Source organism: Methanococcoides alaskense (genome assembly GCF_027594145.1).
Classification (GTDB): domain Archaea; phylum Halobacteriota; class Methanosarcinia; order Methanosarcinales; family Methanosarcinaceae; genus Methanococcoides; species Methanococcoides alaskense.
Genome location: NZ_JAQFFK010000003.1, coordinates 320,431 through 337,064 on the forward strand (window position 1 = coordinate 320,431; position 16,634 = coordinate 337,064).

At 41.9% G+C, this 16,634-nt stretch carries 24 protein-coding genes and 2 tRNA genes; 6 read left to right on the forward strand and 20 right to left on the reverse strand.

Features of this window, described 5'->3' with window-relative positions:
• Window positions 1-13: 13 nt before the first annotated feature.
• Genes PBV53_RS05330 through PBV53_RS05340 form a run of 3 tightly spaced genes read right to left on the reverse strand, consistent with a single transcriptional unit; the run spans window position 14 to window position 1,436 of the window.
• Window positions 14-226, reverse strand: a complete 213-nt coding sequence (locus tag PBV53_RS05330) for a P-loop NTPase family protein (RefSeq protein ID WP_270096134.1) — start codon at window positions 224-226, stop codon at window positions 14-16.
• 49 nt (window positions 227-275) lie between these two features.
• Entirely contained in the window at window positions 276-887 is a 612-nt protein-coding gene (locus PBV53_RS05335; protein WP_270096135.1) for a translation initiation factor IF-2 subunit beta, read from the reverse strand.
• Between the two features lie 30 nt (window positions 888-917).
• Window positions 918-1,436, reverse strand: a complete 519-nt coding sequence (locus PBV53_RS05340) for a 50S ribosomal protein L16 (RefSeq protein WP_270096136.1) — start codon at window positions 1,434-1,436, stop codon at window positions 918-920.
• Window positions 1,437-1,749: 313 nt separating this feature from the next.
• On the opposite strand from PBV53_RS05340, the gene PBV53_RS05345 reads away from it, so the two are divergent.
• From PBV53_RS05345 to PBV53_RS05355, 3 genes are all read left to right on the forward strand, one after another.
• Window positions 1,750-2,283: a MogA/MoaB family molybdenum cofactor biosynthesis protein gene (locus PBV53_RS05345; RefSeq protein ID WP_270096137.1), complete on the forward strand. Its 534-nt coding sequence runs from the start codon at window positions 1,750-1,752 to the stop codon at window positions 2,281-2,283.
• Window positions 2,284-2,578: 295 nt separating this feature from the next.
• The gene (locus tag PBV53_RS05350; protein ID WP_270096138.1) at window positions 2,579-3,280 is read left to right on the forward strand and encodes an RAD55 family ATPase; all 702 of its coding nucleotides are present in this window, start codon (window positions 2,579-2,581) and stop codon (window positions 3,278-3,280) included.
• A gap of 89 nt (window positions 3,281-3,369) precedes the next feature.
• On the forward strand, window positions 3,370-3,630 hold the full coding sequence (locus PBV53_RS05355; RefSeq protein ID WP_270096139.1) for a YhbY family RNA-binding protein: 261 nt from the start codon (window positions 3,370-3,372) through the stop codon (window positions 3,628-3,630).
• A gap of 3 nt (window positions 3,631-3,633) precedes the next feature.
• On the opposite strand, the gene PBV53_RS05360 is transcribed toward PBV53_RS05355, so the two are convergent.
• The 8 genes from PBV53_RS05360 to PBV53_RS05395 all read right to left on the reverse strand — a co-directional run bounded on the left by PBV53_RS05360 (window position 3,634) and on the right by PBV53_RS05395 (window position 7,663).
• Window positions 3,634-3,942 carry a DUF190 domain-containing protein gene (locus PBV53_RS05360; RefSeq protein ID WP_270096140.1) on the reverse strand — a complete coding sequence of 103 codons (309 nt, stop codon included), beginning with the start codon at window positions 3,940-3,942 and terminating at the stop codon, window positions 3,634-3,636.
• A 21-nt stretch (window positions 3,943-3,963) separates the two neighbouring features.
• Complete coding sequence (gene crcB, locus PBV53_RS05365; protein ID WP_270096141.1) at window positions 3,964-4,329, reverse strand: fluoride efflux transporter CrcB; 366 nt, start codon at window positions 4,327-4,329, stop codon at window positions 3,964-3,966.
• Window positions 4,329-4,733 (reverse strand): fluoride efflux transporter CrcB, encoded by a 405-nt coding sequence (crcB, locus tag PBV53_RS05370; protein WP_438941551.1) that lies wholly within the window; start codon window positions 4,731-4,733, stop codon window positions 4,329-4,331. The genes crcB (PBV53_RS05365) and crcB (PBV53_RS05370) overlap by 1 nt, the downstream gene beginning before the upstream one ends.
• Window positions 4,734-4,745: 12 nt before the next feature.
• Window positions 4,746-5,030, reverse strand: a complete 285-nt coding sequence (locus PBV53_RS05375) for a ubiquitin-like small modifier protein 1 (RefSeq protein WP_270096143.1) — start codon at window positions 5,028-5,030, stop codon at window positions 4,746-4,748.
• Between the two features lie 280 nt (window positions 5,031-5,310).
• Window positions 5,311-5,387, reverse strand: a tRNA-Pro gene (locus tag PBV53_RS05380).
• Between the two features lie 159 nt (window positions 5,388-5,546).
• Entirely contained in the window at window positions 5,547-6,098 is a 552-nt protein-coding gene (locus PBV53_RS05385; protein ID WP_270096144.1) for a UbiX family flavin prenyltransferase, read from the reverse strand.
• A 2-nt stretch (window positions 6,099-6,100) separates the two neighbouring features.
• Window positions 6,101-6,457 (reverse strand): prenylated flavin chaperone LpdD, encoded by a 357-nt coding sequence (gene lpdD, locus PBV53_RS05390; protein ID WP_270096145.1) that lies wholly within the window; start codon window positions 6,455-6,457, stop codon window positions 6,101-6,103.
• Between the two features lie 3 nt (window positions 6,458-6,460).
• The gene (locus PBV53_RS05395) at window positions 6,461-7,663 is read right to left on the reverse strand and encodes an HD domain-containing protein (protein ID WP_270096146.1); all 1,203 of its coding nucleotides are present in this window, start codon (window positions 7,661-7,663) and stop codon (window positions 6,461-6,463) included.
• Window positions 7,664-7,728: 65 nt separating this feature from the next.
• Here PBV53_RS05395 and cofD point away from each other — a divergent pair, with 65 nt between their 5' ends.
• Window positions 7,729-8,649: a 2-phospho-L-lactate transferase gene (gene cofD, locus PBV53_RS05400; RefSeq protein WP_270096147.1), complete on the forward strand. Its 921-nt coding sequence runs from the start codon at window positions 7,729-7,731 to the stop codon at window positions 8,647-8,649.
• A gap of 1,350 nt (window positions 8,650-9,999) precedes the next feature.
• Here the strand turns inward: cofD and PBV53_RS05405 are convergent.
• Window positions 10,000-10,341 (reverse strand): ABC transporter permease family protein, encoded by a 342-nt coding sequence (locus PBV53_RS05405; RefSeq protein ID WP_270096148.1) that lies wholly within the window; start codon window positions 10,339-10,341, stop codon window positions 10,000-10,002.
• A gap of 224 nt (window positions 10,342-10,565) precedes the next feature.
• Here PBV53_RS05405 and PBV53_RS05410 point away from each other — a divergent pair, with 224 nt between their 5' ends.
• Entirely contained in the window at window positions 10,566-11,375 is an 810-nt protein-coding gene (locus PBV53_RS05410) for a protease inhibitor I42 family protein (protein ID WP_270096149.1), read from the forward strand.
• 18 nt (window positions 11,376-11,393) lie between these two features.
• Here PBV53_RS05410 and PBV53_RS05415 read toward each other — a convergent pair whose 3' ends face one another.
• Both PBV53_RS05415 and PBV53_RS05420 read right to left on the reverse strand, forming a co-directional pair.
• Window positions 11,394-11,711: an ATP-grasp domain-containing protein gene (locus PBV53_RS05415; protein ID WP_270096150.1), complete on the reverse strand. Its 318-nt coding sequence runs from the start codon at window positions 11,709-11,711 to the stop codon at window positions 11,394-11,396.
• A 179-nt stretch (window positions 11,712-11,890) separates the two neighbouring features.
• Window positions 11,891-12,085, reverse strand: a complete 195-nt coding sequence (locus PBV53_RS05420; protein WP_270096151.1) for a YegP family protein — start codon at window positions 12,083-12,085, stop codon at window positions 11,891-11,893.
• 220 nt (window positions 12,086-12,305) lie between these two features.
• Between PBV53_RS05420 and PBV53_RS05425 the strand changes: the two genes are divergently transcribed.
• A complete protein-coding gene (locus PBV53_RS05425) occupies window positions 12,306-13,136 on the forward strand; it encodes a YihY/virulence factor BrkB family protein (RefSeq protein ID WP_270096152.1) in 831 nt (276 codons plus the stop codon).
• Window positions 13,137-13,284: 148 nt separating this feature from the next.
• Here the strand turns inward: PBV53_RS05425 and PBV53_RS05430 are convergent.
• The 6 genes from PBV53_RS05430 to PBV53_RS05455 all read right to left on the reverse strand — a co-directional run bounded on the left by PBV53_RS05430 (window position 13,285) and on the right by PBV53_RS05455 (window position 16,631).
• Window positions 13,285-13,402 (reverse strand) — tRNA-Ser (locus PBV53_RS05430).
• A gap of 50 nt (window positions 13,403-13,452) precedes the next feature.
• On the reverse strand, window positions 13,453-14,682 hold the full coding sequence (locus PBV53_RS05435) for a TIGR00375 family protein (RefSeq protein ID WP_270096153.1): 1,230 nt from the start codon (window positions 14,680-14,682) through the stop codon (window positions 13,453-13,455).
• Window positions 14,683-14,691: 9 nt separating this feature from the next.
• Window positions 14,692-15,477: a proteasome assembly chaperone family protein gene (locus tag PBV53_RS05440; protein WP_270096154.1), complete on the reverse strand. Its 786-nt coding sequence runs from the start codon at window positions 15,475-15,477 to the stop codon at window positions 14,692-14,694.
• Complete coding sequence (locus PBV53_RS05445) at window positions 15,470-15,640, reverse strand: RNA-protein complex protein Nop10 (protein WP_270096155.1); 171 nt, start codon at window positions 15,638-15,640, stop codon at window positions 15,470-15,472. The genes PBV53_RS05440 and PBV53_RS05445 overlap by 8 nt, the downstream gene beginning before the upstream one ends.
• A gap of 6 nt (window positions 15,641-15,646) precedes the next feature.
• On the reverse strand, window positions 15,647-16,444 hold the full coding sequence (locus PBV53_RS05450; RefSeq protein WP_270096156.1) for a translation initiation factor IF-2 subunit alpha: 798 nt from the start codon (window positions 16,442-16,444) through the stop codon (window positions 15,647-15,649).
• 10 nt (window positions 16,445-16,454) lie between these two features.
• Window positions 16,455-16,631 (reverse strand): 30S ribosomal protein S27e, encoded by a 177-nt coding sequence (locus PBV53_RS05455; protein WP_270096157.1) that lies wholly within the window; start codon window positions 16,629-16,631, stop codon window positions 16,455-16,457.
• Between the last annotated feature and the right edge of the window lie 3 nt (window positions 16,632-16,634).

Consider the following 16,634-nt stretch of genomic DNA (forward strand, 5'->3'; position numbering starts at 1 on the left):
TCCGGGAGTCTGCTTATCTGGGCTGAAAATGATGCGCTTCTTTATCTTCCATGGTCATGTAAGCCTTTAGCTCCCCATTTCCGATAACGCCTTCGTATAAAAATTGAACCTCGAAAGTGGCAAGTCCACTTTCAAGTCCTCCCTTAAGGAGAATTACATCATTGTCGAGAGCTTCGTTACCAATAAGTTCATGGAACTCTGGTATTGAAGTCGAATCTCGATACATCTAGACCCTCTCAAGGGAATAGTTCAATGATGATGTGGGATGAACGCGTTTAAACAACGCGTTCTGCAAATGCGAGGTTCCCACTAATCCTCTTGATCTTGATCTTCAGGACATCACCTTTTGTGGTGCCAGGTACGAATATGGTAAATTTAGCAAGTTTAGCAATACCGTCGCCCTTTGAACCGACAGCATCTATTCTTACTTCATATTCCTCACCCTCTTCAACTGCGTCACGTGGTGTGGCAATTGTAGTTCGCCTCTTCTTGACAGGGCGATGTGCTCCACAGGCAGAACACTTTAAAATAATTATTCTGTCGGATTTGACAAGCTGGGTATCAGGACGGTTACATTCGGAGCACATTACGTACTCTTCCACATATGCCTCGATGTTCGACTTTATGTTCTCCTTGGGGAATTTTCCCTGGAAGATAGCACGATTGCCTTCGAGTTTACCTGCAGTACCCATTTCCCTTGTGAGGAATTTCATAAGATGGTCTGGGTCCCTGTTCAGAACGTCTGCGATGTTCGCAAAGTTCTCCAGAATGGTGGTCTTACCTTCTATGAATATCCTGGGTTCTGGAATTACGAAACGAACGTCCGTAGTTTCCACATCAGGGAGATTTTCAATAGCCCTATTCAACATCGTTTCGTAATCATCCATTTTGATACCCTCTTGTTATATTAAAATTAATTATCTTACCAGTTCCTGGCCTTGATCTACTACGATCGTGACAGGAGTTGGTAATTTCTGACCAGCCCTTCTCAGAGCATCTTTTGCAATGACGAAGTGCTCTTTGTTGACTGAGATCGTAAAGATCTTCTGTCTTGCGGATACCCTTGCAGCAGTACTGACATTCTTTCCGTATGCAGCTCTCATTCCACTTGATACACGGTCCGCACCTGCGCCGGTTGCCTGCTTATTCTCTCTCAGAACCTCGTGTGGGTAAACCCTGAGCTTCATATGGAAGCCGGAACGTCCTGCTGCTGTTGTCATTGCTCTGTTAGCAGTGATACGTGCAGCTTCAAGAGCTGTGTGTCTGATCTGGCATCTTTCATCTGCTAGAAGTGTTATCTTTACTGGGAATTCAGCGGTCTTGTTTCCCATATCGAAGTGAATGACCTGACTACCCGGTACACCGCCCATATATTTCCTTCTGGTGAATGAGCGTGACTTCACATTTCTATACATACTTGCTGGTTTTCTTACCATGAGTTTAAGCCTCCTTGAAATATATTATTGTGATTTAAGAACACACTGTCAAATTCTTATCTTTTTCAGACAGGTTATCCTGACTTGGAGTAGTGCGTCTTGAAATTCTTTAAATTGTTAATGTGTCAATGGTGCATCCCCCTATTACTTAGGGGTTTATAAGTCTTATCAATAGAATCATAATCTATCGTTTTTGATGAATTTTTCATTATGGTGCATCAAGTATAATTAGCTTTTGAAAAGACCGGTTCTATTTATATATGGAATAACGCTCCTGGAAATCCATATATAGCACATTATACATACTTTTATTATGAACACTGTCTCCAGTCAACACAAGGAAGATGCAGCTAAAACCTTTAAATTTGCTATCATTTCCATTTCGACCTCAAGGTATGGAAAGTATGGTTCAGGCACATCTCCTGTGGGTGCTGAGGATATTTCCGGCAAAATAATGATGGACCTGGTCGAAGCAAATGGGCATCATCTAGTTGATTATTGTCTTGTTTCAGATGAAATGTCTGCTATAAAAGAAGCTGTCACTGAAGCGATACTAAAAGGTGCAGATATTGTAATTACTACTGGTGGGACTGGTCTAACTCCTTCCGATGTGACCATTGAGTCCGTGGTGCCCATGTTCGACAGGCAAATGCCTGGGTTTGGTGAACTTTTCAGATACAAAAGCATTGAACAGATCGGATCGGCTGTCATACTGACGCGTGCGGATGCAGGCATTATTGGCGGGTCTGCGGTCTTTTGTCTGCCAGGGTCTCCCGGTGCTGTTGAGCTGGCAATGTCTGAGATCATTCTCCCGGAAGCCGGTCATATCGTTAAACATATCAGATAAGGAATTTATAAAATATGTCTATATGGCATGGTCTATATAGTATGGTCTATATAGTATGGTCTCTAAAGAATAATATGTTCTTATTATGTAGTGCCATGCCTGCAATATATTTGTAGTCGCAAGCGAAAGAACATGTCAACATGATATCTCTTTATCATGTAATGCTTGTACGCATAAGCAAATATCTACTATCTCAACGTCATTGTTAAATAGTTATAATAAAATGCACATGCTATTCGTGTGCAGAGTTTGCGCATATTGTTGACAGGGAAGAATTTATCGTAGGAATATACACATGGTTGAGTATTTATTAGGTATAAAGGAACTTGATGACCTGATCGGAGGGGTTAGAGAGGGTACCAACCTTATGTTGATAGGTCCTCCTATGTGTGGAAAGGATGATCTTCTCAATAAGATCGTTCATACTGGCCTGAAGAACAACGAAGCTGCTATTATTGTTTCTACTCGTGAGACCGGAGAGCGCGTCCTCGAATGGTTCTCTCTTAATGATCTTGATGTTGAGAATGCCAATATCGGCATTGTGGACTGTGTTACCAAAACACTTGGTATTCTTACGCAGGATGTGGATACGATCAAGAGGGCGGCAAGCCCGGTGGATCTTACTGGCATCGGTGTGAGGCTGGGTCAGTATCTTGAGGAATTCCTTGTGCAGAGGAAGTCCATTGGCCTGAGGTTATGCATGAACTCATTGTCTACTATTTTGATGTATTCCAATCTGCAGACCGTTTTCAGATTCTTACATGTTTACACAGGGCGTGTCAAGGCCGCAAAAGCACTTGGTATCTTTGTGGTAGAGGATGAGATGCACGATCCTCAGACGGTGGCTACTCTGAAACAACTGTTCGATGGTATGATCGAGATAAAGGAAACTGATTCTGGGTATGCTATAAGGGTACTGGGTATCACTCAAAAACCAACCAAATGGTATGATTTTGAGATAGATGGTACTGATGTTAACATTCTTTCCACTGAATGACAGTTCCCTTGAAAATATCTGTCTTTCAAAGCACTATTCTCATGTACTGCCGAAAGGTATAACTCAAATAAATTTTCTGTAGGTTCATTATGGATAAAGAAAAACTATACAAACTTAGGTCTGAAGCCACTCATGTCAAGCCTATTGTCAATGTTGGCAAAAGCGGTGTCACTGACCAGCTTATCGTTGAATTGAGAAAACACATCAAGGAAAGGCATCTCGTAAAGGTAAAAGTTCTTAAAAGTGCCTCTTATGAAGATGGAATTGATGCGATCGCTGAATCCCTCGTTGAGGGCACAAAGGCAACACTCATTGATGTAAGAGGGACTTCAGTGGTACTTTACCGCTGATATTCAATATATTATCTCAACTTCCTGAAGAGTAACAAGTCCTTCAGGAACCATTTTCCTTATGTTTGGGAGTATCTCCCTGATCTTCTCTTCTGAATCAACAGCTTCTATTATTAGTGGGAGCTGGGTTCCAAGCCTGAGTATGCTTGCAGTATGTATCTCGTTATGCACACCATATCCTTCGATACCATGAAGCACGGTTACTCCTGATATGCCCGCTCCCCTGAGCAGTTCCAATATAGCCTCATGTGCAACCTTTCCCTCGAATTTGCTGTTCTCATTAAGGTATATCTTGAGAATTTTTGATACCATACTAACTCATTTTCTTTCAAATTAGATTAAACTTGCTAATTGATGTCCTAGCAACACTCCTAAGATACACAGGGATAGATTCAAGATTATATTTAATATCAAATCTATTGTTCTTCCTTCTTCAAGCATTCTGGAAGTTTCGTATGCAAACGTAGAATATGTGGTGAAAGAGCCAAGCACTCCTATATTTACAAGGTGCAGGCTAATATTTTTTGATGATGCAAATGTAAGGGTCGAGAGCACAATGCTTCCAATGATGTTGACAAGCAGTGTTCCTGTGGGGATGTTCCTGGCCTTTGGCACTATGCCGGATACTATGTACCTCAAAGGAGCGCCTATGGCTCCACCAAGCCCGACCAGCAGGATCTCTTCAAGTCCTCCTGTCATCAGCTCCTCCTCCTTGATATTTGTATGATAATGCCTCTGCCTGCAAACACTGCAAGAATTGTCAGGATCATGTTCGCTAAGATATTCGCTATTGCAGGATTTCCTCCGAGGGAATATGTCTGCACTGCAAAAGTGGAAAAAGTGGTGAAAGAGCCTAAAAAACCTGTGCCAATGATCAAACGTGTTCTTTGGTCAACATATCCGATGTATTCGTTGTCGTACATCAACATTCCTAAGAACAGACTCCCCAATACATTAACGAAGAGCGTTCCTGTGGGTGATACTGTGGTCGAGGTTATAAGATACCTTGAGATAGCACCCAAAAAACCTCCTGAGGCAATGCCTGATAGCTCAATGAGCTGCTTGGGGGCTTTCATTACCGGGGACGGTTCTGCTCTGTTCATCAGAAAATGGCCTTAACCGCCGGAGACTGGTGGGAATATGGCGATCTCATCATCCTCGTTCAATACAGTGTTAAATCCTTCCAGGTGCTGTATATTGTTACCGTTGACCAGGACATTGATATAGGTCCGAAGCTCCTTTTTATCGCCAACGTCATTAAAAATAAGGTCCTGCATCTGTGGATATTTGTTCAGAAGGGACTCAAGTATCTCCTGAATGTCCTCTCCCTTAAGCTCAATTTCGGAAACTCCTGCAGTCTCCCTGAGATTTGCGAACAGTTTTATTTTTACGCTGGCCATGACAATTTGTGTGTACTGCATATTTAATAAAACTATCCAAGATGTTCTGCTGAATCTCTAAGACTCATAAAATTCAAATAGGTAAATGTTTGGGGGTCAACTGTGATCTTAATGGTGCATGGTTGATCGTATGGTGATGTGGCTAAAATGAGGTTTTAATGACACTGTAGCTCTTAATACGGTCGTAATGTGGATGCAAAATAAGCATGTATGCTATGTTGTGGGTAAATTATGGATAATTATATCGGCATAATTATAAACTGTATCTCAAAAAAGATTCTGGTGGGATAGCGCGGATTTGAACCGCAGTCCAAGCGTCCCAAACGCTCGAGGATGACCAGGCTACCCTACTATCCCATCGTGTAAATCACATGCAAAAAACCTCGCACGCGGCGTCTTTCATGACACGATTTCCTAAATAGGACTTATAGTAGATATACTTATCTATTAAATCCCTGTTTTTGGCATCAAATTTTATGGAAATTGAATGTGAAACATGCTTATACTGCCAGTTTTTTATTTCCATCTACGATATATGCTATTCTCTATCTTCATCAGATCAAGTGCTCTCCCTGCCATGAAATCGATAAGTTCTTCCATTGTGGTTGGTCGATTATAGAATCCCGGGCATGCAGGTAACAAAATTGCGCCTGCATTATGTGCTCTTAGCATGTTCTCTATATGTATTCCGCTAAGGGGGGTTTCACGTGTCATCAGTACCAGTTTACGCCTTTCCTTAAGGCAAACATCTGCAGTACGTGCTATCAGGTTATCAGATGTTCCATTTGCCACGGATGCCAGTGTTTTCATGCTGCAGGGGGCAATTATCATTCCTTCGAAAGGGTGGGATCCACTTGCTATGGGTGCTGTAAAATCCTTCTCATCGTAAACTGCGGTGGCCATGTCCTCGATATCTTCCGGGGTGTAGTCGGTTTCCACTGCGAGTATCTTCTTTGCTGCTTCTGTAAGGACCAGGTGGGTATCAATATCCATTTCAGAAAGGACTTCCAGAAGACGAATGCCATACTGTGCACCGGATGCTCCACTTATGCCGATAACTATCTCCATTGTTATATCTCCTTCAGTGATATTATGAGGTCATTAATGAGCTCATCAGCCTTTGAAAGCACTTCTCTTATCTCCTCATCTGTTATGTCTGGAAAATGTACCCCTGCAGTAAGGATGGTTGTGTTATGGGTGGCAGAAGTTATCTTCCTTGCTGCATCAAGTGCAATAGCATCATCTCTGTGGGATGGCAATGTGATAACTGAAGAGGATGCATGTCCGTGTGTATTGTCATAGTACCCAACAGCAACTGCACCCACATGTCCATCTCCTCCTGTGAGTGTCACAATGATCTCGTCCCCGATATTCCTATGCTCCAGTACAAGTTCTCCTCTACTTGTTATCTTTGTTATTGTTGGCAAATTTTATCCCTCAATGTCACTAAAACGATATTGTGTGGTTTCTTTTTTAGCACCGAAGAATTCACGGGCAGCTTTACCCACAGCATCTCTGTGCTCTTTTAAAGTGTAAACTCCCATCTTCCAATTGTCAAAATGTGCTTTTTCAAGGGTTGCAACGATATTGGATGCCTCATCAAGACGCATCATCTTCCCGTTCATCTTGATCAATGCTTTCATTTCTGCAATTTCCGGCTTTTTCGGAATGTCTATCAGTATCTCACGACTGTCTATGCCGACCATGTCCGCTATCTCGGCTTCTGCCCTTTCCACCTTTCCTCGATAGCGCATAACTCCTTCTTCCACTTCATCGTGACCTACATGCAGGGCCCGTTTGTAGAGCCTTCTTTCGTCAAGCCTTTTGGCTATCTCTCCTGCGTAATCGTCATCTGCTCTCATCAATTCAAATAAGGTGTCATCTTCCATCATTCTTAATTTGAAAGGATCAAGTGTGCCTTTGTCAATAAGGTGCTTAACTGCCCTTGTGAACATCGTCTCGGCTATCCTCGATACGTGATGGTAATAAACAGTGGGGTGCATCAGAAATCGTGATACTAAAAGGGATTCAGCAGCTTTCAGGCCGCCTGAGTTGACAACCAGTTTGTTCTCGTAGAACTTCATCTCATGTATGAGGCGAACATAGTCCACAAGCCCGAAGGCCACACCAGTATAATGTGCATCCCTCACGAGGTAGTCCATGCGGTCAACATCTATCTCACTATTGACTATTTTACCAAGGTCGGTCTCACCTTTTATGTGGGCTGCGATGGTCATTGGATCTAAGCCGTTATCCTCCAATATCTCGGCAATCTCTCCTTTCCTGAGGATATGTTTGACATCTTCATGTTGTTCTCTGGTATACTGTTTGATCAGGCTCTCAGTTACGTGTGAAAGGGGGCCATGTCCGATGTCGTGAAGGAATGCTGCTGCACGAAGTTCCTCTTTTTCTTCATTTTCAATGGAATCGATCTGTGAGGTTAGCATGGTGGCAAGGTGCATTACCCCCAGGGAATGTTCAAAACGCGTATGGTTCGCTCCGGGGTACACTAGATTCGAGAGTCCTAGTTGCTTTATTCTTCTTAATCGCTGCACTTGAGGGGTGTCTATCAGCGGCAAGATCAGTTCGTCCAGTTCTATATAGCCGTGTACCGGATCCCGGATAACCTTCATACCCTTTAAATAGACCTCATTATATAATCATGTTCCGTTAATGCATAATATTGAGGTTATATTATATGATCATATTTTCAGGTGGAACCGGTACTCCTAAGTTGCTCGATGGTCTGAGGCACATTGTTCCGGAAGATGAATTGACCGTTGTTGTGAACACTGCTGAAGACGTATGGGTGTCGGGAAACCTGATAACTCCTGACATCGATACTATACTCTATCTCTTGTCTGGTCGGATCGATCGGGATAAATGGTGGGGTGTGAAAGATGATACTTTCCAAACCCATGGGGCTATGAAAGAACTTGGTCATGATGAAGGTATGATGATAGGTGATCTTGATCGTGCCACTCATATCATGAGGTCGGACCTATTGAGGCAGGGAATGGCTCTGTCAGGATCTATACAAGAACTCCTTTCTGTATATGGGATAAATGTAAATGTACTTCCAATGTCTGATGATCCTGTGCATACCATGGTGGAAACACCTTCTGGTAATATCCATTTCCAGGAATTTTGGGTGAAACGGCACGGTGAGCCGGAAGTTCTGTCCGTTGAACAGGAAGGTATTGAAGAGGCTTCCATATGTCCGCTGGTGCTTGAAGCGCTTGAGGGAGATGATGAGGTTCTCATAGGCCCAAGCAACCCTATTACAAGCATAGGTCCAATCATTTCCCTTCCGGGTATGGCCAAGATCCTCCGTAAGAAAAAAGTTGTTGCTGTAAGTCCTATCATTGGGGATGAAGCAGTTAGCGGTCCGGCTGGTAAGTTTATGAATGCTCGTGGGTTTGATGTATCCTCAAGGGGTGTTGCCGAGTGTTATGGTAAATTTCTTGATGTCCTTGTACTCGATAATCGTGATACTGCTTCCCCTGATCAATTTCAAAATCTAGGGGTGGATGTAGTTTTTACAAATACGCTCATGAGATCTCCTGAAATAAGTAAAGAACTATCAAAAGAGATCCTGTCCATTTTTGCAAACATGTAAGTTGAAAATATGTTATTTTCAATTTAAATAATTGTTAAAAAAAGTATCAATAAGATGTTTGTTAGATGAAAATGATATGAGCGGGTTGGGGAGTGGGGGGTACTTGAAAAGAATTAGTTTCCCGCTCATCTAATTGCAAGAACTCCTTACTTGTATATACACATTACGCCCTAAATCCTGAAATCTCGATGAATTTTCATCATATCAATAAATTTAGTTAAGAAGTTACGTCCTTATTTTTCTCAATAATGACCTTGTCCTCAATTCGATCAGATTCATTCGAACTGATGTAATACTGGTGCATGCTGGATGGTGTGTGTTCCTGGGATCAGTTTGAATAAAATGACTCTTGCAATACTTATAAAGATATCCATACTGTTGATGATCCTGAATGTCCTCTCTGTTCCCTAAGGTTATATGGGGAATTTATGGTGTCTCAAGTATGAATGTCCTATGTATTGTGGGTGTCATGGTAACCATTGACATCGATATGCCTATTTTCCTATCTTTTCCATAATTAATATGTTCAATGTTTACAACATCAAAAGAAGTTATATGATGTGTGTGTTCCAGCATTGTGTCATTGGATATTGTTTCAATGGTTACGGTCTGTGCTATTTCCGGATTTGTTTTGCGCCCTTATCCATCATGTCTCACGTCCCTGATCTCATCTGCGATTTCCTGGGTCGTAAAATTGTTGTGCTGTCCTAGTGGATGGGTGTGGGTGCCGGCATGGTCGGTGGGATGTGATAGACGATATTTTCCAGATGCTGGGGCTATGGCGTAATCTGGTCATAATGAATGTATAATGATGTTTGATTCTGTTCGTCCCAATCTTGTCATGAGGTTGGATCTGCTGAAACAGGGCAGATTCCTGTCAGTTCTATACAAGAACAGCATTATGTATATGAAATAATTGTAACTGTGCTGTTCGTTGTTTTGATGCATTTTCAAGATACAATTTTACTCTATGGTATTGATACTGCCTCCTCTGTGCAGTTTCAATCCTATTGGTATCGTCTTTAAAAATGTGCTTATGGGATCTTCCAAGACCTATCAAAAGATATCTATCTATTTTTGAGAACATGTAAGTTAAAAATATGCTATTTTCAATTTAATCAATTGTTAAAAAAAAGCATCAATAAGATGTTTTTTGAATGAAGGTGGTATGAGCGGGTTGGGGAGTGGGGGGTACTTGAAAAGAATTAGTTTCCCGCTCATCTAATTGCAAGAACTACTTACCTGTATATACAGGTTACGCCTTAAAACCCGAAATTTTACTAAATTTTCAGCAAAATTATAAATTTAATAACAATGTTACGCCATATTTTGCAAAAGATAACTTCGTTCTCAATTTGATGAAATCGCTTCAACCGGATCTAATCCTGCTGCACGTTGAGCAGGGTAGACTCCTGCGATCAGGTTAAGTAAAAAAACTCCTGCAATAGTTATAAAGATATCCATACTGTTGATTATCACGGGGATCCTCTCTATTCCATATAAATCCGCAGGGACGCTATAACTTCCTATCATCAGGGCTATTTGTAAAAGCTGGACCTCCAGTGTAAGATCCTCGATCGTTATTGAAGAAGCTACTGTTATATCACAGGACTCAATGTCATAAATATTGTTAGTAAATATAGGATCGTTATGGTCCTTCCACACTTCATGGCATTTCCTCTTCGTACTCAATAAAAATGTGCTCTTAATCATATTTATAAAGTATCCATGTAATTTTTTATACTATTTTGGGATGGGCATGGCGGTCTCAAAAAAACTGTAAATTTTAATCACCTCATTTTCAATTATATTAGGTTTGCAGAAAAATCAATATCGGATAGCTTCAAATGAATTCGTAGTTTAAGGTATGGCTATATAGGAACGGATCATTTCTGTTATATAGGAGATATATTACAATGACACGATATACAAGAATGGGTATTCTCGTACTGATAACAATTGTTGCAGTCACGGTGGCAGCATTTTCTATGGGTTGCACGGATACCGGCACCATCGATGAAACTCTGAATGTTGATGATACGGTTGCTTCAGGAACTGTCTTTTCTGAAGAAGCGAACAGCAGTGAGATCTCTCTTAAGGTGGGTGACAGTATAGTTCTGAAGCTCAATGAGAATCCTTCAACAGGCTATTCGTGGGACCTTTCTCTTCCCGAAGGTATTGTTCTGGTAAAAGATGAGTTCGTAGGTCCGGATGAACCTATGCCAGGTGCTGGCGGTGTGCACGAATGGACACTTGAAGCTGTATCTGAGGGAAATTATCAGATAAATGCTATTTACAAGAGATCCTGGGAAAATGTGACCGGTGAAGAGGATACGTTCAGTATGGATGTGGTCGTTCTGGCTGATATGCTTGCATCCGATGACAATGATATGGAATATGTCGTTGGTACTGCTATTGTGGATGATGTTCAAATAATGGTCATGGAGTCATTCCCTCTTCAGATCAGTGTAACAGTAATTGGGAATCTGCCCGATGGCTGTACTACCATTGATGAGGAGAACATTGAGGTTGTTAATACTGGAAATGGTTTTGATATTGCATTGAAGACCAAAAGACCAAAGGACTTAGCATGTACTCAGGCACTTGTTCCTTTTGAAGTGAACATTCCACTGGATGTATATGGGCTTGAAAAGGGAGTTTATACAGTAGATGTGAACGGTGTTACTGATACATTCGAGTTCACCGTTGACAATGTGATGGAATGAGGTTCTTAAGAACCTCTTTTAATTCATATTTTCTTTATTCCCTTCTTCCTCTTCCGGGAACATTCCAAGACGCACTCTTATGAAGTTGTACCTTTCCTGTACGATGTCTATGCCACAACAGCTTTCCACGCCTTCGAATCCTGGTGAGGAATTCGCTTCACATACCTTGAAGTGTTCTCCATCGAAAAGCAGGTCAATTCCTGCAATTTCAAGACCGAAAACACTTGCAGTTTCGGTAGCCAGCCATTCTATCTCAGGTGTCATTTCAAAGGACCTAGCCAATCCTCCTCTTGAGAAATTAGTTTTGAAATCTCCTTCCTTTGCTACCCTTTCCATGCAGGCTACGGACTACACGTAATGCATCATCATGATTTGTTGTTGTGTATCCTATTGTATGACCTGCCGTGAGTTCAGGAAAAAGAGCTGTCGTGAATCCGGTTGAGCTATCTCAAAATATAAAAATTTTAAAAAAATATTAAGAAGTCAATGGTACATTCCGGATATGGAATGAACACTTATTCTTCTTCAGAAGGTGTCTCGATCTCAACTATCTCGGCATCCATTGCATTGTTCTTGACAGACTTTATGCCATTCATACAGCCTGCTTTGGTCGCATAGCCCTGACCTGTTGCTACGATCTCTCCATTCTTTGCTTTGAGTCTGAACCTGTATTTTCCACCCTTGTCAGTATATACTTCAAATTTTGGCATATTCTCCCCCTTTTCATTAAAACGATCTATACAATGTGTTACACATCAGCAAAACGCTGATACATTACTCCCATTAAATTCTTGTGCGGTTTGACTTATATACTTTTCGTCCAGAAAAGTTGTGGGCCAAAAATAAGTAAAAACATCGTTTCTTCTTTTTCTTAAACCCGAAAATGAACGTTATCAGAAACTAATTGTAGCTATAAGTTCAATACCTCTTATGGGAAAACTCAGGGATGTGGCTGTACAAACCATTAGAAGATGGAACGCTGACGATGGTACCTCTTTCAGTGCAGCACTCTCATTTTATTTAATACTCAGTCTTCCTTCCTTACTTTTATTTTCATTATCCCTGGGGGGAATGTTCTTGAAAGTGGAACGACTTCAGGCAACAATTATCGATTACGTTTCACCTTTTGCAGATGAAGAAATTATAAATTCATTAAACCTGCTCTTCCATCAATTACCGGAAACGAGTTCCCTGACCTTTGGATTGATAATCAGTTTTTTACTTTTCCTTTGGAGTGCTGGCAACATCTTCTTACAGTTCCAGAAAACGATCGATCATATGTGGGGAGTTTTGGATTCTAAAAAAGGATGGGGTCACAGACTGTTCAAGAAACGTATCTCTTCATTCGTTGCGGTTTTTATCTTTAGTTTGTTGCTGATAATAAGCATTCTTGCAGAGATATTTTTAGTAGTGATCTCAAACATGCTCACTATCATTCATCCGTTGCCTTTGGAGCTGATGCAATATGTTTCTTCTATCGCAACCTTCTTCTTACTTATATTCTTTTTTATTTATCTTTATATGGCCCTTCCTGATAAGAAGGTCAAAATTAAGTATGTTGGCATAGGTTCATTTTTGACTGTCCTTTTCATCACCCTTGGCAAACATCTCTTTAGCTTATATATTTCATATAGTAATTTTACAACTGTTTATACAAAAATTGGTGCTTTTCTCGCGATCTTTTTGTGGCTGTATTACTCTTCCATTATCGTAACCCTAATGGCCGAATTTATCAAAATTTACTCAGATAGTGAACAATAAATTGTGTAGCCTACAAATCTCACCAAGCTCTTAACCTTCCTTTTAATTGGTCAAACTTAGATTAAATACTAAATTCAAAAAAACGTCGTTTCTTCTCTTTCTGAACTTAAGAAAAATGAAAATGATCATATACATACTTAAAGTAGAACGCCGAGGTTGGGATTCGAACCCAAGCACTCCGTTAGGAGAAACAGGTCTCGAGCCTGCCGCGTTTAGACTCCGCGGCATAAATACACCGTTGGATTAGTCCGCTCTGCCACCTCGGCACTGTTCTGTTTGATAGTTTTAATTGAATATATAAGTGTCGAAAAAGATATCAAAAATCGAAAAGGGAACTCTGGGCTTTTGTTTGATTTTGTTGTTGTGGTTCCGCTTCCTCGTCCTTTGAAACTGGCAGTTCTATGTGGCCGTATTCTCCGCCGCCGCCAGGGCGAATTATCACTTCACCGTTCCTGAATGCCATTATGGCATCGACTATTCTTTGGTCTACTATGCCAAGCTGCTCGGGATTGCTATCAAGAAGGACTCCGACCTCGTTGCCGAATCTTTCGATAAGGGCTGTCCATGCCGAAGTCACACCTTTTGTGGTGATGCTGGCATGTCCGAGTGCCATCATTATTATCTCGGCAAGGGGAGCAAGGTGTATGTAATCAGGGCGATGGTCGGGGTGTTGTGGCTGTTCCAGGTCTGCAAGTTCGTTCACTCTGTCCTTAACTCCCTTCTTGATCTGTCCTCTGCATTCAGGACATCTCCAGTTCTGCCTTATGCATTCCTCATTGGTATAATGGGTGTAACACTTGATGCACGCGGATTCGTTATATTTTCCTTCTCCCGGGAAGAATCCCACGTTCAGGGTTGCTTTGTAGCCTTCCTTGCGTAGTATTGCTTTTTCAAGTCCTTCAAAATCGATGCTCGGGACATTGAATCTTGTGAATTCGCGTGCGAGCTTGTTGGACCAGGGGGAATGTGCATCGGAGTTCGTGAGGAAGGTAAGTCTGTGCAGCTCACTTATGCGGTCTGCATAATCGCTGTCTGCACTTAATCCGAGCTCGAGGAAAGATATGTAGTCAGTCATGTCCCCATAGCAGCTCTCAAGGGAATCATGATATGCATAAAGAGCTGTCCAGGGTGTGAATGCATGGCAGGGGCCAATAAGGGCACCCACGTCCTTTGCTATCTGTGCTATCTCACAGCCGTCAAGGCGCACCGTGGGACGGCCATCAACTGCGAGGTTTCCATATTTCGACATGGCCTCTGCCAGTTCCTCAGCTTTGGATATCGATGGCAGGATCAAAAGGTGATGTACTCGGTCCTTATCCTCGATCTCAGTCGTGGGGATGAAATGAGTATCATTGATAATAATAGTCTCATTATCCGTAGCGGCTAGTTTAATTTCCTCAAGCCATTTTGGATGAATGCAGTCTCCGGTAGCAACAAGGTCAATTCCTTTTTTCCTTGCTTCAATAGAAATTGTTGACAGCTCCATATTCTTGGAGCATGCCATGGAATATTTTGAATGAAGGTGAAGATCAGCATTGATCTGCATCAGATCATCTTACCCTATGTACCTTAGATCTTCATCTGTGGCAGTGTCTCTCAACATTTCCGGTTGCTGCTGCTGTTGCTGTTGTTTTGCTTCCATCAGGTTTGCAACGATTTTTTCCATATCCTTAGCTCTTTCTTCGAGTTCGCTGACATCTACTTCGATGTTCAGTATCTTACTAAGTAATGCGAGGAGTGCCTGTGCACTCTTAGGATCTACAAGGTATCCTGAAGTAAGTCCCATCAAGCATGCTGCCTTGATGTTCTTGAACATGCTGAGTCCGAGCAAAAGTCCGGAAGCGCCAACGATACCTCCTCCGGGTTCGTTTGGTTTGAATGTGACCTCATACTCTTTGAGTTCTGTCACCATATCAAGATCATTGGAAGCGCCCATGACCTCATCAGTATGTGTCAATTGACCTGTGGGGTAGCCGCCAAGGGTGAATATCCTCTTCACTCCGAGTTCTTCAGCAATGTCAATGTAAATTGTACCTAGCTCGTAATGTCCTTCTGTGCTAGTGCTTTGATGATCGCCTGCAAGAAGTACTATGTCATTTCCGTTAGCTTTGCAAACGTATATCTCGTTATTGACGAGTTTGACAGTACTCTCTTCGTTCACCATTACCTGTGGTGGAAAATGGGGGGAATATATCTCAAATACCTTTTCAGCATCGAGCTTTTCAATAAGGTGGTCAACAACAAGTTTACCTACATGCCCGACTCCGGGGAGTCCTACAAGAAGTGTGGCATTCTCCAGTTGGATGTCTTCCTTAAGGCGAATTACGGTTGTTTCACGCATGTTCCATCTCCTTCTTTTTAGAGATTCGTCTATATTTCCCATAAGGATCAAGTGGAGAAAATCGTGCCGGAAGGGGATTGCCTGAGCTCTCACCACATTCCGGACAGTTGTCTTTCAGCGTATAAATATTGCATTGGGGGCATCTTCGAAGCTTATTTCCCAATGAAAATCACGCCTTTGCTGTTTCTATATGCCTGTGGAAAATACCTTTTCCGCCCTTCTTCTCAATGGTTTCGATAGCTTCTTCAGAAGCCTTCTTCAAAGCAGCTTCAGCGGTCTTGTACTCTGGTGCGATTACCTTTATCCTGTATCTTGGTGCACCGGTGTAAGTGACATCTATCCTTACATCGTCTATTTTGACCTTTGCTGCTGCTTTCAATGCTTTCTTTATTAGCTCGATCCCGTCAGGAAGGTTGCTTGTAAGGTCCACATATCCTGCGATATCTACGAATGGAAGTTTAATATTCTCTTGGGCGATACTGACTATCTTTTCAGCAAGTTCCTTGCCGATGGCAATGCCTTCGAAAGCCTCTTCGCCATTGATGGTAGCTTCTTCAAAAGCTATGTAGCAACTTCCGAACTCATCCGAAAGAATCTTCTTTACCCCTTCCATCTCTTCCTGACTGGTGCCCATGTCCTCTGCTACGAACTGAAGCCATTTTGTAGCTTTTTGTTCGTTCTTCCAGTCCTGTATCTTTGCACGCTTCTGGTGTTCGTTCACATCTTTCAATGAAAGATCGATGTGACGTCGGTTTGGATCTACGTTCAGCACTTTGCAGACGATCTTTTGTCCTTCCCTTACGTAGTCACGAACATATTTTACCCAGCCGGCTTTGACCTCGGAGATATGGATGAATCCTTCCTTGCCTCCATATTCTTCAAGAGTGGTATAGGCCCCAAAGTCGACTACGTTCTTTACAGTACAAACTACAAAGTCGCCGCTTTCTGGCCAATTATTATTTTCCATTCTACACCCTTTATTCAAGGACTTCCAGGATATGTGTTGTTATTGTTGACTTTCCGCCGGTAGACTCCGCGAGTGTTCTTCCACAAACAAGGCAGGTCACCTTGCGGCTTGCACTACCAAAGATCACCTGTTCGTTAGAACAGTCGTTACATTTTACACGTAAAAATCTGCTTTTAGGGTTTGTCATGAT

Bases quoted from the DNA above. Each gene is read 5' to 3' on its own strand.
- PBV53_RS05330 (WP_270096134.1), bottom strand. From the start codon at position 226: ATGTATCGAGATTCGACTTCAATACCAGAGTTCCATGAACTTATTGGT.
- PBV53_RS05335 (WP_270096135.1), bottom strand. From the start codon at position 887: ATGGATGATTACGAAACGATGTTGAATAGGGCTATTGAAAATCTCCCT.
- PBV53_RS05340 (WP_270096136.1), bottom strand. From the start codon at position 1,436: ATGGTAAGAAAACCAGCAAGTATGTATAGAAATGTGAAGTCACGCTCA.
- PBV53_RS05345 (WP_270096137.1), top strand. From the start codon at position 1,750: ATGAACACTGTCTCCAGTCAACACAAGGAAGATGCAGCTAAAACCTTT.
- PBV53_RS05350 (WP_270096138.1), top strand. From the start codon at position 2,579: ATGGTTGAGTATTTATTAGGTATAAAGGAACTTGATGACCTGATCGGA.
- PBV53_RS05355 (WP_270096139.1), top strand. From the start codon at position 3,370: ATGGATAAAGAAAAACTATACAAACTTAGGTCTGAAGCCACTCATGTC.
- PBV53_RS05360 (WP_270096140.1), bottom strand. From the start codon at position 3,942: ATGGTATCAAAAATTCTCAAGATATACCTTAATGAGAACAGCAAATTC.
- crcB (WP_270096141.1), bottom strand. From the start codon at position 4,329: ATGACAGGAGGACTTGAAGAGATCCTGCTGGTCGGGCTTGGTGGAGCC.
- crcB (WP_438941551.1), bottom strand. From the start codon at position 4,733: ATGAACAGAGCAGAACCGTCCCCGGTAATGAAAGCCCCCAAGCAGCTC.
- PBV53_RS05375 (WP_270096143.1), bottom strand. From the start codon at position 5,030: ATGGCCAGCGTAAAAATAAAACTGTTCGCAAATCTCAGGGAGACTGCA.
- PBV53_RS05385 (WP_270096144.1), bottom strand. From the start codon at position 6,098: ATGGAGATAGTTATCGGCATAAGTGGAGCATCCGGTGCACAGTATGGC.
- PBV53_RS05395 (WP_270096146.1), bottom strand. From the start codon at position 7,663: ATGAAGGTTATCCGGGATCCGGTACACGGCTATATAGAACTGGACGAA.
- cofD (WP_270096147.1), top strand. From the start codon at position 7,729: ATGATCATATTTTCAGGTGGAACCGGTACTCCTAAGTTGCTCGATGGT.
- PBV53_RS05410 (WP_270096149.1), top strand. From the start codon at position 10,566: ATGACACGATATACAAGAATGGGTATTCTCGTACTGATAACAATTGTT.
- PBV53_RS05415 (WP_270096150.1), bottom strand. From the start codon at position 11,711: ATGGAAAGGGTAGCAAAGGAAGGAGATTTCAAAACTAATTTCTCAAGA.
- PBV53_RS05420 (WP_270096151.1), bottom strand. From the start codon at position 12,085: ATGCCAAAATTTGAAGTATATACTGACAAGGGTGGAAAATACAGGTTC.
- PBV53_RS05425 (WP_270096152.1), top strand. From the start codon at position 12,306: ATGGGAAAACTCAGGGATGTGGCTGTACAAACCATTAGAAGATGGAAC.
- PBV53_RS05435 (WP_270096153.1), bottom strand. From the start codon at position 14,682: ATGCAGATCAATGCTGATCTTCACCTTCATTCAAAATATTCCATGGCA.
- PBV53_RS05440 (WP_270096154.1), bottom strand. From the start codon at position 15,477: ATGCGTGAAACAACCGTAATTCGCCTTAAGGAAGACATCCAACTGGAG.
- PBV53_RS05450 (WP_270096156.1), bottom strand. From the start codon at position 16,444: ATGGAAAATAATAATTGGCCAGAAAGCGGCGACTTTGTAGTTTGTACT.
- PBV53_RS05455 (WP_270096157.1), bottom strand. From the start codon at position 16,631: ATGACAAACCCTAAAAGCAGATTTTTACGTGTAAAATGTAACGACTGT.